General features: G+C 72.1%; 12 protein-coding genes and 1 pseudogene. 8 read left to right on the top strand and 5 right to left on the bottom strand.

Annotated elements, in window-relative coordinates; genetic code table 11:
• Positions 1-18 precede the first annotated feature (18 nt).
• Positions 19-1578 carry a carboxylesterase/lipase family protein gene (locus V4Y04_RS30625; RefSeq protein WP_332431618.1) on the bottom strand — a complete coding sequence of 520 codons (1560 nt, stop codon included), beginning with the start codon at positions 1576-1578 and terminating at the stop codon, positions 19-21.
• Between the two features lie 193 nt (positions 1579-1771).
• On the opposite strand from V4Y04_RS30625, the gene V4Y04_RS30620 reads away from it, so the two are divergent.
• From V4Y04_RS30620 to V4Y04_RS30585, 8 genes are all read left to right on the top strand, one after another.
• Complete coding sequence (locus V4Y04_RS30620; protein WP_332431617.1) at positions 1772-2824, top strand: LacI family DNA-binding transcriptional regulator; 1053 nt, start codon at positions 1772-1774, stop codon at positions 2822-2824.
• A gap of 64 nt (positions 2825-2888) precedes the next feature.
• On the top strand, positions 2889-3284 hold the full coding sequence (locus tag V4Y04_RS30615; protein ID WP_332431616.1) for a VOC family protein: 396 nt from the start codon (positions 2889-2891) through the stop codon (positions 3282-3284).
• A gap of 190 nt (positions 3285-3474) precedes the next feature.
• Complete coding sequence (locus tag V4Y04_RS30610; protein ID WP_332431615.1) at positions 3475-4044, top strand: PadR family transcriptional regulator; 570 nt, start codon at positions 3475-3477, stop codon at positions 4042-4044.
• A complete protein-coding gene (locus V4Y04_RS30605) occupies positions 4031-4978 on the top strand; it encodes an SGNH/GDSL hydrolase family protein (RefSeq protein ID WP_332431614.1) in 948 nt (315 codons plus the stop codon). Before V4Y04_RS30610 ends, V4Y04_RS30605 begins: the two co-directional genes overlap by 14 nt.
• A 333-nt stretch (positions 4979-5311) precedes the next feature.
• The gene (locus V4Y04_RS30600) at positions 5312-5689 is read left to right on the top strand and encodes a hypothetical protein (protein WP_332431613.1); all 378 of its coding nucleotides are present in this window, start codon (positions 5312-5314) and stop codon (positions 5687-5689) included.
• A gap of 77 nt (positions 5690-5766) precedes the next feature.
• Positions 5767-7044: a DUF7224 domain-containing protein gene (locus V4Y04_RS30595; protein ID WP_332431612.1), complete on the top strand. Its 1278-nt coding sequence runs from the start codon at positions 5767-5769 to the stop codon at positions 7042-7044.
• Complete coding sequence (locus V4Y04_RS30590) at positions 7041-7628, top strand: hypothetical protein (protein WP_332431611.1); 588 nt, start codon at positions 7041-7043, stop codon at positions 7626-7628. The genes V4Y04_RS30595 and V4Y04_RS30590 overlap by 4 nt, the downstream gene beginning before the upstream one ends.
• Positions 7625-8377: an ATP-binding cassette domain-containing protein gene (locus tag V4Y04_RS30585; RefSeq protein ID WP_332431610.1), complete on the top strand. Its 753-nt coding sequence runs from the start codon at positions 7625-7627 to the stop codon at positions 8375-8377. Before V4Y04_RS30590 ends, V4Y04_RS30585 begins: the two co-directional genes overlap by 4 nt.
• 34 nt (positions 8378-8411) lie before the next feature.
• Here the strand turns inward: V4Y04_RS30585 and V4Y04_RS30580 are convergent, their stop codons facing one another.
• The 4 genes and pseudogenes from V4Y04_RS30580 to V4Y04_RS30565 all read right to left on the bottom strand — a co-directional run bounded on the left by V4Y04_RS30580 (position 8412) and on the right by V4Y04_RS30565 (position 13070).
• Positions 8412-9155, bottom strand: coding sequence for a helix-turn-helix domain-containing protein (locus V4Y04_RS30580; RefSeq protein WP_332431609.1), 744 nt, complete (start codon positions 9153-9155; stop codon positions 8412-8414).
• 10 nt (positions 9156-9165) lie between these two features.
• Positions 9166-10148: pseudogene (locus V4Y04_RS30575) on the bottom strand (AraC family transcriptional regulator).
• Positions 10149-10374: 226 nt separating this feature from the next.
• A complete protein-coding gene (locus V4Y04_RS30570; protein WP_332431608.1) occupies positions 10375-11466 on the bottom strand; it encodes an ABC transporter ATP-binding protein in 1092 nt (363 codons plus the stop codon).
• Positions 11463-13070: an ABC transporter permease gene (locus tag V4Y04_RS30565; protein ID WP_332431607.1), complete on the bottom strand. Its 1608-nt coding sequence runs from the start codon at positions 13068-13070 to the stop codon at positions 11463-11465. Before V4Y04_RS30565 ends, V4Y04_RS30570 begins: the two co-directional genes overlap by 4 nt.
• Positions 13071-13072 lie beyond the last annotated feature (2 nt).

Raw genomic sequence — 13072 nt, 5'->3', positions numbered from 1 at the left:
GTGGGGATCTTGTTCCCCTCAGCGCCTCCGGAGCGCACCGTTGCGGCGCAACCGGCTGATGACCGAGCGGAGTTCCGAGGGGGCGACGGGCGGGAGGTCCTCGGTGGCGTCAGCCGTGTTCGTGGTCCACAGGGCGAGTTCGCGGTCGCGTGGGCCATGCGCGGTGTGCGGTGCGCCGTGGCCGAACATCCGGACCGGGTGCCTCGCGTCCCAGCGTTCCCATCCCGGCTCGCCGTCGGAGACGAACCGCACCCATGCGCCGTGCATCGCGTCGGACAGGGCCTGGGGTGCCCCCTCGCCCGCGAGTTTGCGCGTGTCGGGCTCGTCGCCGCTGTCGAAGACGAAGCCGAGTTCCAGGGCGTGGCAGGCGCCGAGGGCGGGACGGTGGGAGGGCCAGGCGAACTCGTAGACGTAGGAGGGGTCTTCGCGGCCGTCGGCGAGCCGGTGGAGCGGGAGGCGCAGGAGGTGGTCGGTGACGAGCTGGCCGACGATCTCGGCGGTGCCGGCGTCGGGGCGCAGGGTGCGGTAGCCGCGCGGGATCTCGCCGCCGCAGTGGCAGCGGGCCATCGCACCGGCCAGGGCGACGGGCCCGAGCCGGTCCACACGGTCCACGAGGCCGCCCGGTACCAGCCACAGCCGGTACTCGTCGCTGGTCCAGCCGGTGAGCAGGTCGACGCCGGGGGCGGCGCCGCCCTCGGTGAGGGCTTCCAGGGGGGCGCGCGGTACGAGGTCGCCGTCGGTGACGATGCCGAAGGCGGGTCCGCCGAGCACCGGGCTGCTGAGGCGTCCCACCTCGGCCTGGGTACGCAGCAGCAGGTCGCGGTCGACGGCGGTGAAGGCTTCGGCGGTGGCGGGGACCTTCAGCCGGTTGGCCATGCGGCGCACCACCCGCCGTACCTTGTCACGGTCGGACGCCTCGGGGGCTCCGCTCTGCAGGATCGCCCGTCGTACCAGGCCCTGGGTCTGCGGGGCGGCTATGAGCGCGCCGGCGCCGATCGCTCCGGCGGACTGGCCGCCGAGGGTGACGCGGTCGGGGTCGCCGCCGAAGGCCGCGATCGCCTCGTGGACCCAGCGCAGGGCGGCGAGCTGGTCGCGCAGGCCCAGGTTGGCGGGGGCGTCCGGGAACAGGCCGTAGCCCTCGACGCCGAGCCGGTGGTTGAGCGACACGAACACCACGCCGTCGCGGGCGAAGGCCTGCCCGTCGTACACCGGTACCGACGAGGAACCCCTGGTCAGGGCTCCGCCGTGCAGCCAGACCAGTACCGGCAGCCGGGCCGGCGGGGACGGGTCGGGGGTCCACACATTCAGGTTGAGGCAGTCGTCGCCGGCCACGGACGGGTCGGACAGATACTGGGCGAAGGCGTCGGAGTACGACGGTTTCGGGGCCGTCGGTCCGAAGGCCCCGGCGTCGCGCACTCCGTCCCAGGGCTCCGGCGGGACCGGTGGCCGGAACCTGTGCGGGCCGAAGGGAGGCGCCGCGTACGGGATGCCCCGGAACACGGCGGTCCCGCGTTCCCACCGGCCGCTTACGGCCCCGTACGGTGTTCTGACCACGGGGTTCGTCCGGTCTGCCGTCATCTGCGCACCAGCCCTTCGCCATGAGCCACGTCCACGCACCGGCACGGTCCGCCGGTTTCCCGGAGAGCACCCCATCGTTCATCGGTATTCCTCCGCGCGTGTGAGGGTTCTTCCCGCCGGGGTGCCCCGGACCTACAGTAGGAAGCGCTTTCTATACGGTGGCCCTCGGCTGGGCCGGAGAGGTGGGGTCCCGATGGTCCGTACGGGAAGTGCGGGACGGGCGAGCGTGGCGGCCGGGCCGACGCTGGCGGTCGTGGCCCGCGCGGCAGGGGTGTCGGTGCCGACCGCGTCCAAGGTGGTCAACGGGCGCGAGGACGTCGCCCCGGACACCCGCCGGCGCGTCACGGAGGCCCTGGACCGGCTCGGCTATGTGCGGCGGCCCCGGTTCGACGGGGCGAGAGCGCCCCGCATGGTGGACCTCGTGGTGGACTCGCTGGAGAGTTCGGGGTCCGGCGCGGTCCTGCACGGCGCGGAGGAGGCGGCGCACGACGCGGGTCTGGAGATCGTGGTGTCGGCGGCGCTGACCCGCGGCCGGTCCGGGCGTCCGGAGCGGGGCTGGCTGGACAGGCTGGTGACCCGTGGCTCGTCGGGGGTCCTGTTCAACCTGGCCGAACTGGGCGCGCCCCAGTACGCCTGGCTGGAGCAGCACCGCATTCCGTTCGTGATGATCGACCCGGTGCTCGAACCCCCGCCGGGTGTGGTGTCGGTGGGCGCGGCGAACTGGCGGGGCGGGGTGACGGCGACCGAGCACCTGCTGTCCCTCGGCCACGAGCGGATCGCCGTCGTCGCGGACCACCGGAACACCGTGTCCAACGGTGCGCGGGTCGCCGGCTACCGCTCGGCCCTCGCCTCGGCGGGCGTCCGAGAGCGCGCCGAGTACGTCCGTCACGCCGGTTCCGACGAGGCCTCGGCCCGGCACCGCATGCGCGAACTCCTCGATCTGCCCGAGCCTCCCACGGCCGTCTTCGTCTGCTCCGACCGGATGGCGCTCGGGGTGTACGAGGCCCTGACCGAGCGGGGTCTGCGGGTGCCGGACGACATGAGCGTGATCGGCTTCGACGACCTCCCCGAGGCCCGCTGGCTCGCCCCACCGCTGACGACGGTCCGCCAGCCCCTGTCCGAGATGGCGGCGACGGCACTGCTCCTCCTGCTCCGCATCATGGACGGCCACCGCCCGGAGAGCACCCGCACCGAGCTGTCCACCCGCCTGGTCGAACGCGCGAGCACGGCACCGCCGTGCGGCTGACCCGCACGCGGCCGTGTCCGATTCCTTCAAGACCGGGGAGACGGAGCGCGCCTACGGTGGCCCCATGAGCGCACGATTTGATGCCATCGGGTTGGTCGTCTCCGACATGGGCGCCTCGGTCGCCTTCTATCGGCGGCTCGGGTTCGCGTTTCCCGAGGGGGCCGAGGAACAGGGGCACGCGGAGGCGGAACTGCCGGGCGGGTTGAGGTTGTTGATGGACACCGAGGAGGTCGTCCGGTCGTTCCACGCCGAGTGGGAGCCGCCGTCGGGCGAGGGGCGGATCTCGCTCGCCCTGCGGTGCGACAGTCCCGCCGAAGTGGACTTCCTCTACGAGGAGTTGGTGGCGAGCGGCTGCCGGAGCGAGCTCAAGCCGTGGGATGCGGTGTGGGGGCAGCGGTACGCCACCGTCCTCGACCCGGACGGCAACGGGGTCGATCTGTTCGCGCCGCTGGACGGGTGAGTCCGGCAGGGGCACCGGCCGCGGCCACGGCGCGTGGCTCGCACCCGGGCGGTCCACCCTCACGCCTACTCAACAATGTGACTAATCAGTTTCTTGAGTAGGATGCGGGGGAAGAACCCAGCGGGGTGCGGCCGGACACCCGGCCGGGGCCCGGCCGGGTGTCCGGGACGCGAAGGGGAGGGCTGCCGCGATGGCCTTGCGACATGCCGTACTGGCAGCACTCCTCCACGGCGAGTACAGCGGGTACCAGCTGGCGAAGGCCTTCGACATCGGTGTGGCGAACTTCTGGCACGCCCTCCCCCAGCAGCTCTACGCCGAGCTGGCCAAGCTGGAGAAGGAGGGCCTGATCACGGGCCGTCAGGTGGTCCAGGAGACCCGGCCCAACAAACGTCTGTTCCAGGTGACCGCCGCCGGCTTCGCCGAGCTGGAGACGTTCGCCGCCGCCGTGTCGAAACCGTCGTTCATCCGCGACGACCTGCTCGTCAAGATCCACGCCGCCGACCGCATCGACACCTCCCCGCTGATCGAGCAGCTCGAGGAGCGGGCGTCCGCCGCCGAGGCCAGGGCCGGGCTCCTCGCCTCCCTGCTGGACACGATGCGCGGCGCGCTGGACGAGGAGGAGTACCTGCGCACGGGCGAGCGGATCGGCCCGTACCTGACCTGCCTGCGTGGCCTGTCCTTCGAGCGTGAGCACCGCGCGTGGTGCCTGCGCACGGCGGCGGTCCTGCGCGCGAGGAGGCGGGCCCGTGCCGAACCCTGAATACGCCGAGCCGACGGAGCAGGCCGGGCAAGCCGCACCGCCCGGGAGGACCATGCCGCACGAAACCGCCGACACCGTCGAACCCGCCGACACCGTCGAACCCGCCGCGATCACCGAGAACTCCAGGAACGTGCCCACCACCGACACCGCCCGCCGCGCCCGTTACACCCGCTACGTCGCCCTGGGCGACAGCCAGACCGAAGGTGTCGGTGACGGCGACGACGTCACCGGCCTCCGCGGCTGGGCCGACCGCCTCGCCGAACACGTCGCGGCCGTCAATCCCGGTCTGGAGTACGCCAATCTGGCCGTACGGGGGCGGGTCGCCGGCCAGGTCCGCGCGGAGCAGCTCGGTCCGGCCCTGGCCCTGCGCCCGGACCTCGCGACCGTTGTCGCCGGGGTGAACGACCTGCTGAGGCCCCGGTTCGACGCCGCGGAGGTGGCGGGGCACCTGGAGGCGATGTTCGCCGCGCTCACGGAGGCCGGGGCCCACGTGGTGACCCTGACCTTCCCCGACATCGGGCGGATCGCGCCCGCGGCCCGGCCCCTGCGGTCCCGGCTGTTCGACGTCAACGACCGGATCCGCGCGGCGGCCGCCCGCCACGGGGTCACGGTCGCCGAGATCGAGCCGCACGACGTCTCCACCGACCCGCGGCTGTGGAGCACCGACCGGCTGCACGCGAGCCCGCTCGGCCACGCACGGATCGCCGAAGCCGCCGCCCAGGCGATCGGCCTGCCCGGCACCGACGACTCCTGGACCCGCCCGCTGCCGCTCCTGCCGGCCCCCACCCGTCTGCGGGCCACGGCCGCCGAACTGCGCTGGGCCGCCACGTTCCTCGGCCCCTGGGTCGGTCGCCGCCTGCGCGGCCGGTCCTCCGGCGACCACCGCCTCGCGAAGCGCCCCGAACTCCAGCCGGTACGCGTACCCGCCCTGTAGAGGCTCCCCTACAGGGCGGGGCGCTGCTGCCGTGACCTCGTCCCAGCAGCACCCGCAGGTGCGCGCAGGCCGTAGTGCATCCACGAAAACGTCAGAAGCGCGGCGCGGTCACGTGGGCTTCACCTCGCGTCCATTTCATGATTGACACCCCATCACACATCCCCTTACCTTGACCATCGGAAAATGATCAAGGACATGGCAAGTCGTCCGCGCACTCGCCCCACGGACCGGGTCACGGAACGGCGTGCAATGTCACACCCATGGGTGGAACGCATGAAATTCGGGCTCGCCAAAAGACGCGTGGATGCCGTTGTCGGTCTTGCGGCAGCGGCCGTGCCGGCATCCAGCGCCAACGCCCGGGCCAACTGGCAGAGCCACATCGTGTCCTGGACCGACGGCAACAAGTCCCGCTCCTGGGATGACGAGAGTTACACCGAGGTTCGTTTCAAGAACTGTTTTGCCCAGAACTCGCTCAACGACAAAGTCGTCGTCAAGGTGCAGCGCTACGTAGCAGGTGTGCCGTACACCAGCTACGGCACGCACACCTACACCAACTGCTTCACCGGTACCGACAAGGTGAGCGCCGGCGAGTGGACCGGTCTCGCCTCGGGCTCCTACAAGTTCGAGACCACTCAGGTCGCCCAGGGCAACAGTTGCTGCCTCCTCAATGTCGGTGTGGTCTACGTGGACACCACCAAGGCCGACAGCTGAGCAGCGATCGCCACTGATCGGGCAGAGCTCCCCCGGGAGCTCTGCCCTCGCCACCCCCCTCACGCCAAGGTCCACACTTGAGACTCCGCACTTCCCTGCGCAGCAGCAGCGCCCTGTGGGCTCTGCCCTTCGTCATCGCGCTCACCGTCCTGTACTACGTGATCTTCACGCGCATCGTCATCGACGACAGCACCTACGGCTACGCGCCGGCACTGGTCAGCAGTGCCCTGCGGCCGATCTACGCATTCACCTACGCGACGGCGGCGTGCCTCGGCGCGTGGGAGGCCGGCCGACTGCGGCAGGCAGCTGTATGGGACCTGGCCCCCGCGCGCTCCCGCTTCCGGATCGCCGCGCCGGCACTCGCCCCGGTACTGGGCGTCGTATGGCTGATGCTGCTGCTCCCCGTCACTGTCGCACTCGTACGCAATGCCTCACTGCCTACTGCGGCGAGTCTGTCCCCCCTCGCCATGGGCCTGTCCGTGAGTGCGGCCTACACGGTGATCGGGTTCGCGGTGGGGCAGCTACTGCGGCCGCTGTTCGCCGCACCACTGACCGCTCTCGGCGTCTACCTGCTGGTCGGGTTCTCCGCCTCCACCGACAGCTTCTGGGTCCGGCACATCCTCGGCCAGTACCCGGAGATGATGACGTACGGGGAGCAGATCGTACTCAGCACGCTGATTCCCCATCTTCTGCCCGCCTGCGGTGTGGCACTGGCGCTGGCGCTGCTCTGGACCTCGTGGGGACACTGCACACTGCGATCGGTCGTGGCCTGTGTCCTGGTGGCGGCGACCACGGGCAGTGCCTACCACTGGGTGAAGGACTGGAACTACAACCCGCCCATTTCCACCGGCAACGTGGCCTGGAGCTGCCAGGGCGAGTCACCGAAGATATGCATGCCCGCCGACACCGCGAGCAGACTGCCGGCGGTCAGACGTGATGTGACGGCCGCTCTCACAGCCCTGGAGTCGGCAGACATCATCGCCGCGCCCCGCACCGTCGTCGACAGCATCGCCGACGGCCGTTACGGACGCCGTTCCACCGACAACACCTGGCGGATCCCCCTGACCGAGGGTGCGGACCACGGAAGGATCACCTACCTCATCACGCGCGCCGCCGTCCGCTATCCCTGCGCGGAACCCGACACCACGATCGCCCGGCAGGTCTACTACTGGGCCGCGACGAAGACCGGCACGGAGGACGCCTACATACAACGCCTGGAGACCGAAGGTGACTTCACCGGCCACAAGAGGAAGCGGTTGCAGAGCCAGGTCGGCGAGGTTCTTGCCCTGAGCAGGACCGCCCAGAACGACTGGTACGAACAGAACCTCGCGGCGGCCTGTGCGAGGCAGGCATGATCTGGTGGCTCAAGGCGAGGCAGGCCCACACCGGCCTGCCTCTCGCCGTGCTCGCGCTGCTCGTCCTGGTCATGACTGTTCAGGACCTGCACGTCGTCCTGCCCAGCTTCAGTCTGACCGGTGAGAACAAGCTGCCCCTCATGCTGTTCGTGCCGATACCGCTGCTGGCGGGTCTGATGCTGTGCCTGGAGTCCCGGCTCCCGGCCGCCGAGCTGACCGGGACGCGCAGGATCGCTGTCCTCGACCTCACCCTCAGCGTCGGCACCGTGGCCGTGGCACAGGCCGCCGGAGCGGTCGTGGGCCACTGGTACGACACGGTGCATCCCGAACAGCTCGGCCGTAACACTGCCTTCCTCGTCGGCCTGATGCTGTGCGGCCGGGCCCTATGGGGCCAACCTGCGGCCATGCTTCCCGTCCTGTGGGCCGCGGCGGTCACCATGGTCGGTTTCCGAAGTCCCCGGGACCCGTACCCCTGGACCGTCATCCCCGAAGCCTCCGGTACCTGGTACGCCACGACCGGCGCCGCTCTGCTGTTCCTCGTCGGCCTTGCCGCCCAGTTCTTCACCGCACGGAGAGTCTCATGACCCTGGAGCTGGTTTCCTGCACCTACGGCTACGGCCGCCGCAGGCCCCCCATCCTGAAAGACTTCAGCTACCGCCTGCCGGACGGCCTGACCGTCCTGCTCGGCCCCAACGGAGCAGGCAAGTCGACGCTGCTGAAGCTGGCGGCGTCGGTGACCCGGCCCCGCAGGGGCATGGTGACCTTCGACGGCCTGGAGGCGGGCAGCGCGCAGTACCGGCAGGCCGTGGCCTGGATGCCGCAGAACATCACCCCCATGCGCTCGCTCACCGCCCGCGAGTACGTCGCCTACGTCGGCTGGCTCAAGGGCATGAACCGGCGCGATGCCTGGCAGCAAGCGCCGCAGGCCCTCGCCAGGGTCGAGCTGTCCGGTCAGGCCGGTACGACAACGAGCCGGCTCTCCGGGGGCCAGCTGCGCCGGGTCGGCGTCGCCTGCGCCCTCGTCCATGGAGCACGCGTCCTGCTCCTGGACGAGCCGACCGCAGGCATGGACCCGCGCCAGCGCCGCGTCTTCCGGGACATTCTCGCCGAACTCACCCCGACGGTCAGGGTACTGATGTCCACCCACGACGTCGCCGATCTCGCCGAGGAGGCGGACCAGGTCACCGTGCTGTACGGCGGCAGCATCGTGCACACCGGCGGGACCCGGGAATTCCTGGCCCATACCCCGCCCGACGCCGCCCCCGGCCGCGCTGCCGAGGCCGCCTACACCGCGATCCTGGAAGGCAACCTGATACCTCGATTCGATGGGTGAGCATGCGATGCCGAGGCCGTCGTGCGCGGCCTCTTCACGTGTGCGGTGCGACGCAGGGCCTGCCCTGACTGCGAGTTGCCAGTAGCTCGCCCAGCGGCAGGCCCGTCAGGTCCCTTACATCGCGGGACAGATGGGCCTGGTCCGCGTAGCCGGTGCGGGTGGCCGTCTCCGCGTACGGGGTGCCCCCGCGGGCCAGGGCGAGAGCCCGGCGGAAGCGAAGGATGCGGGCCAGGGTCTTGGGGCCGTAGCCGAACGCGGTGAGTGAGCGGCGGTGCAGCTGGCGCGCGCTCAGGCCGAGCTCGTCGGCGGTTTTGGCGACCGGGCGGCCCGCGTCCAGGGCGGCCACGACGTGTCGAAGCACCGGGTCGGGTGGGGTGACGGCCTCGGCCGCCCGCCTCAGTGCCAGGTCCTCCAGGCCGCGCGCCGGGTCGGCCGCCGCGTTCACCCGGGCGGTCGCCCGGCGCACCTCCGCCGTCGGCCAGATGTCCGTCAGGTCCGGCCGCCGGTCGCGCAGTTCGTGCGCGGGGACGCCCAGGAGGGCGGGGGCGGTGCCGGGGTGGAAGCGGATGCCCGCCCAGGAACTCGACGTGCCGCCCTCGGTGAGGTGGGCGTGGGTGTCGGGGCCCGCGACCAGCAGGCGTCCGTCGTGCCAGAGCAGGTCCATGCAGCCGTCGGGGAGCACCCGGCCCGCTCCGGTACCGACACTGGCACCGGTACCGGTCGGGGTGTTGGTCCACACGACCGCGTCCGGCAGCCGTGACGCCCGTTCGCTGTACACGTCGCCCAGGCTACGCGGCCCGGGTCCGCCACTCCTGCGGGCTGACGCCGTACGCCCGTTTGAAGGCCGTCGACAGGGCGAAGGCGCTGCCATCGCTTCACCACCGGGCTGAAGCCCGGCGCACTGCGATTAGGCCCGGTAGCCGACGTGACGGGAGATCGCACCGAGGGTGTCGTCCGTGTCGCGGAGGCGGTCCGCGGCGAGGGCGAGGCGCCGGCCAGTGAGGTACGTCATCGGGGGCTCGCCGACCAGTTCCGTGAAGCGGCGGGCCAGCACCGCACGCGAGACGCCGGCCTTCGCGGCGAGCGCGGCGACCGTCCAGGGGTGGGCGGGGTCGCCCTGGAGGAGGCGCAGCGCCGGACCGACGACGGGGTCGCCCAGTGCCCCGTACCAGGCGGGCGGTGCCGCTTCGGGGCGGGCGAGCCAGGTCCGCAGCGCGGCGATGACCAGCAGGTCGAGCAGTCGGTCGAGGACGACCTCCTGGCCGGGTGCGTCCCGCACGATCTCCGCCGCGAGGATCGGGGTGAGCGGGCAGTCCCAGTCGTCGTCGGTGAGGAAGGGCAGGGGCGGCAGCGCGTCGAGCAGGCGGCCGCCGATCTCGCCCCGCATCCGGTAGGTGCCGATGAGCATGGCCGTGGCGCCGTCGGGGCTGTCGCCCCAGGTGCGGACGCCGAGGTCCATGACACCGTTCAGGGGGCGCCCGTCGGGGTAGTGGCACTCCCCGCCCGGCAGGATCAGCGCCTGCGGCGCGGTGCCGGGGTCGTCGGCGCAGGTGTACGGGTCGGGGCCGCGCGCGATGGCGAGGTCGCCGGGGCGCAGCAGCCGCCGGTCGCCGCTGTCCGGCATCAGCCAGGCCTCGCCGCGGACGAGGAGCATCACGGTCAGCGGGGCGCGGTCCTCGATCCGGACCGACCAGGGCGGGTCGAAACAGGCCCGGATCATGAACGCGCCACGGGCGCGGGGGCCTTCCAGGAGGCCGGTGAGAGCGTCCATGGGCCCAGCGTAGACGCGGGGCGGGCCGTGCCCGGCCCGCTTGCTTCTCGTCGTCCGGTGGTCCCGTCGACTCCGTACGGGAAGTGCGAGTGTGGTGGCCGGGCCGACGCCGGCGGTCGTGGCCCGCGAGACAGGGGTGGCGGTGCCGGCCGCGCCCCGCCACGCCACACGCGTCCGCCACTTCCGTGGGCCGACCCCCGCGCGCCCGCTCGACGTCCTGCACCGGTCAGGCGGTTGCCGCGGGGCCGTCCCCGCCCGCCACGCACCCGTTGCCGTCCCGCCGGGGGAGGTGGAGGGTCGCCGTGCCGGTGACGGCCGGGCTCACCGGATCGCCGGGCCGGTGAGCGACCGGCCCGGAAACACGGACGTGCACCGGTGAGTCCAGTCCGGTCACCGCCACCGTCACCAGGGTGTCCGGTCCGTGGAAGGAGACGTCCGCCACCGTGCCGTGGGGAGCCTGGCCGGACGGTGCACCGAGGGTGAGCTGTTCGGGGCGCAGCACAACCGTTCCGGCAGCGCCGTCCACCGGGGTCTCCAACGGGATGCGGCCCAGGGCGGTGTCCGCGGTCGTGCCCCTGCCGGTGCCCGGAAGCATGACGACGCCACCGACGAAAGCAGCCACCCAGGGGTCGTCCGGCCTGCGGTAGACGTCCTGCGGAGTTCCGCACTGGACCACTCTGCCCGCCCTGACGACCGCCACGAGGTCTGCTGTGGAGAGTGCCTCCTGCTGGTCGTGGGTGATGAGGACGCCCGTCGCCCCGGTGGACCTGAGCGCCGCGCGTACATCAGCCCGTACACCTGTTCGCAGTCCGCTGTCGAGCGCGTTGAACGGTTCGTCGAGCAGGACGATCGCGGGTTCCGGGGCGAGCGCCCGCGCCAGCGAGACGCGTTGCTGCTGGCCGCCGGACAGTTCGTGGGGCATCCGGTCCCCGTAGCCGTGCAGGCCGACGAGATCGAGCATGTCCCCGGTGCGCCGACGGCGTTCGGCCGGGGAGGAGCCCGCCAGCCCGAACGCGACATTGCGCGCCACGCTCAGGTGCGGGAACAAGGCACCCTCCTGCGGCACGATGCCGATACGCCGTCGTTCCGGGGACAGGTGGGTGCCGGGTCCGGTGACGATCCGCCCGCCGATCTCGACCGTCCCCGCGTCCGCCCGCAGAAAGCCTGCCACGATGCGCAGCATGGTCGTCTTGCCGCAGCCCGAAGGCCCGAGGACGGCGGCCAGCCGCCCCGCGGGGACGGAGAGGTCGACCCCGTTCAGGACGGGGGCGCCGGGACCGTAGGACTTGGTGAGCCCGGTGATCCGCAGGTCGGTCATGTGCGGTGCCTTCCGAGGAGGTACGAGGGAACGGCCGCGATCAGGATGAGGACGGCCGCGTACGGAGCGGCGGCGGCGTACGAGCCGGTTCCGGTCTCGGTCCACAGACGGGTCGCGAGGGTGTCCATACCGGTGGGCCGAAGCAGCAGGGTCGCCGGGAGTTCCTTCATGCAGACCACGAAGGTCAGGGCGGCGCCCGCGGCGATACCGGGAGCGGCGAGCGGAACCGTGACCTCACGCAGGACGCCCAGAGGCCCTCGTCCGAGAGAACGCGCGACGTCCTCCAGCACGGGCGGTGACTGAAGGACCGCTGCCCGGGTGGCGCCCACGGCGATCGGTAGGAACAGCACCGCGTAGGCGGTGACGAGCAGGGGCAGCTCCTGGTACAGCGGATAGGCGAACCGCACCGCGAGGAAGACCATCGCAAGGCCCACGGTAATCCCGGGCACGGCATGACCCGCGTACGCGGCCTGCTCCAGCAGATGCGCGGCGCGGCCCCGATGGCGGGCGGCGAGCACGCCGACGGGAAGCGCCAGACACGTGGTGAGCGCGGCGCCGAGGGCCGCCACGAGCAGCGTGATCCCCCCGGTCTCCAGCAGCCCCCGCGGATCCCAGGTACGGGAGTTGCCGACCGCCAGCCAGTACCCGAGGGTCCCGGCCGGGAAGGCGACCCCGGCCGCGGCGACGGCCGAGCACCAGCCGAGTGCGGGCCACTTCAGTCGGCCGAGCGGGGCCGGGGACGCGGGCCTGGCCGTGCCACCGCCGGTCCGGGCATGGCCCGCACGGCCGCGGGTGCGCGCCTCGGCGGCGACCAGCAGCACTGTCATCAGGACCAGCACCACGCTGAGGGCGGCTGCGGGCGTACGGTCGAAACTCGCCTTGTACGACGTGTGGATGGCCCGGGTGAAGGTCTCGTAGCGCATGATCGACACTGCCCCGAAATCGGAGAGGACGTACAGCGCCACGAGCAGCCCGCCACCGGCCGCGGCCGGGCGGAGCTGCGGCAGGGTGACCCGGCGGAACGTGCTCCAGGGCCCGTGGCCCAAGGCGCGCGCCGCTTCCTCCTGTGCGGGGTCGATACCGCGCAGCGCGGCGGCCACCGGCAGATACACGTACGGGTAGCTGACCAGGGTGAGCGCGAAGGCGGCACCGCTGAATCCGGCGAGATCGGGGCGCGCCGAGATCCAGGCGAAGGCCGCGACATAGCTGGGCACGGCGAGCGGTAGCGTGGCGAGCACCGACCACGCGCGCCGGCCGGGCAGCGCGGTGCGGACTGTCAGCCAGGCGAGGGAGATGCCCAGGACGAGGCAGGCGGTCACCACCACGGCGGCCAGACCGACGCTCCGGGCGAGCAGTTCCAGCGTGCGGTCGGTCGCGACGACGTTCCACGCGTACTCGGGACCTCGCTCCACGGCCCGTACGACCAGGTAGACCAGCGGGAGGAGGGCCAGGGCTGCGGCTGCCGAAGCCAGGGCCAGGAGGAAGAGCGGCGGTCTGCGCCCGGCACGCCCGGGCCTGGACGGTGCGGGGGCGTCGTCCGGGCCCGGGTCGGAACGGGCGGGCGCCGGCGGGGCCTGGTGGCCTCGGGTACCCGGACTCTTCATAC

Origin of the sequence: Streptomyces sp. P9-A2 (assembly GCF_036634175.1) — a bacterium.
Lineage (GTDB): Bacteria > Actinomycetota > Actinomycetes > Streptomycetales > Streptomycetaceae > Streptomyces > Streptomyces pratens.
Note: the sequence above shows the minus strand (reverse complement) of the source record. Positions and strands in the feature narration are given on the sequence as shown.

What these genes read in the sequence shown, in the direction of transcription:
- V4Y04_RS30625 (WP_332431618.1), bottom strand. Translation starts at nt 1,578, where the DNA reads ATGACGGCAGACCGGACGAACCCCGTGGTCAGAACACCGTACGGGGCC.
- V4Y04_RS30620 (WP_332431617.1), top strand. Translation starts at nt 1,772, where the DNA reads ATGGTCCGTACGGGAAGTGCGGGACGGGCGAGCGTGGCGGCCGGGCCG.
- V4Y04_RS30615 (WP_332431616.1), top strand. Translation starts at nt 2,889, where the DNA reads ATGAGCGCACGATTTGATGCCATCGGGTTGGTCGTCTCCGACATGGGC.
- V4Y04_RS30610 (WP_332431615.1), top strand. Translation starts at nt 3,475, where the DNA reads ATGGCCTTGCGACATGCCGTACTGGCAGCACTCCTCCACGGCGAGTAC.
- V4Y04_RS30590 (WP_332431611.1), top strand. Translation starts at nt 7,041, where the DNA reads ATGATCTGGTGGCTCAAGGCGAGGCAGGCCCACACCGGCCTGCCTCTC.
- V4Y04_RS30585 (WP_332431610.1), top strand. Translation starts at nt 7,625, where the DNA reads ATGACCCTGGAGCTGGTTTCCTGCACCTACGGCTACGGCCGCCGCAGG.
- V4Y04_RS30570 (WP_332431608.1), bottom strand. Translation starts at nt 11,466, where the DNA reads ATGACCGACCTGCGGATCACCGGGCTCACCAAGTCCTACGGTCCCGGC.
- V4Y04_RS30565 (WP_332431607.1), bottom strand. Translation starts at nt 13,070, where the DNA reads ATGAAGAGTCCGGGTACCCGAGGCCACCAGGCCCCGCCGGCGCCCGCC.